The sequence below is a fragment of the Bartonella sp. AA81SXKL genome (assembly GCF_042196945.1).
Classification (GTDB): Bacteria; Pseudomonadota; Alphaproteobacteria; order Rhizobiales; family Rhizobiaceae; genus Bartonella.
On record NZ_JBHIRH010000073.1, the window covers coordinates 1 to 1,598 of the forward strand.

Annotated in this window: 1 pseudogene; it reads left to right on the forward strand. The window is 42.0% G+C overall.

The window, feature by feature from the left end:
- A pseudogene (locus ACFINZ_RS09520) lies at nt 1-1,598 on the forward strand (hypothetical protein); the annotation flags it as partial.

Sequence of the window (1,598 nt, forward strand, 5' to 3'; positions counted from 1 at the left end):
AGTCGTAGTCTTCGTGCGGGGGGATCGGGTGTTATCACTATAGGTAAGGCAGCAGGCGGTACGGAAGTAAGTATTCTCAACAATGAAAATGCAACGCGGAAACTTTCCGGAGTGAGTGCTGGAACACTCTCAGAAAGCTCAACGGATGCGGTGAATGGCTCGCAGCTTTTTACAACCAATAAAAATGTTACTACAGTAACAAATGATTTGAAAACAGTAGCTGAGAATACATCAAAATATTTAGGCGGTAAGGCGGATGTTTTGAAGGGAACACAGCCAACTTATACAGTTAAGGGCAAGGACTATAATGATGTTGGTTCTGCTTTTGCTGGGGTTGATAGTTCTCTCACGGATATACAGAAAGAAGTTACTGAAAACATTGGTCAGAATGCGTTGATGTGGAGTGATGATGAGGGTGCGTTTGTGGCTCATCATGGAAAAAAAGAAGATGTGAAAAGCAACAGCAAGATTAAGTATCTTGCGAATGGAGACATTTCTAAAGACTCAAGTGATGCGGTTAATGGTTCTCAGCTTTATTCATTAGGTGATAAGGTTGCTACGTATTTTGGCGGAGGTGCCAAGTATGAGAGTGGAAACTGGACCGCTCCCACTTTCAAGGTTAAGACTGTTAAGGAAGATGGCAAGGATGAAGAGAAGAGCTATACTGATGTAGCTTCCGCCTTTGAGGGTGTAGGTACTTCTATCACAAATGTAAAAAAAGAGCTTACCAAGGTTGTAGGTGATAGCCTAGTTAAACAGGATACAGACAGCAAGACTATCAAGATTGGTACGGAGACAGATGGTGCTACAATCAATATTGCAAATAAGAGTGGTGCTGATCGGGTTATTTCCGGTGTAAAGGAAGCGGCGAATGACAATGAAGCTGTTAACAAAGGTCAACTTGATAAGGGTTTAAAAGATCTCTCTGATAATCTTCAATCTGATGAATCAGCTGTTGTTCATTATGATAAAAATACAGATGAAGAAAACACCATTAATTATGAAAGTGTGACGTTGGGGAAAGGTAAAGATGCTAAGCCCGTTGCTCTTCATAATGTAGCTGTTGGCAGCCTTACAAAGGATTCACGTGATGCCATTAATGGTGGACAAATTCATACCCTCTCTGAAGATGTTGCGAAGTTTTTAGGTGGTGGTACAGCTTTTACAAATGGTGCTTTCACGGGACCTACCTATAAATTATCTAAGGTTTCTAAAGACGGTAAGGAAGAAGAAGCTGACTTTACCGATGTTGGTACAGCTTTTGAAGGCATTGATACGAGTATCAAGAATGTGAACGCTCGTATTAAGGAAGTTTCACAAGGAGTTGCACAGGATTCGTTGTCGTGGAGCAAAGATGCAAATGCCTTTAGTGCGCAGCATGGAGAAGGAGAGAAAAAAGGCAACAGCAAGATCACGTCTCTTAAGGATGGAGATGTTGCTGCTAACTCAACGGATGCTGTTAATGGATCCCAGCTCCATTCTACGAACAGTTCCCTTGCGGAATATTTTGGTGGCGGAACTAAGTATGAGGAAGGCAAATGGACGAAACCTGATTTCAAAGTTGCACAATTTGATGCTGATGGTACAGAAGGTGACGA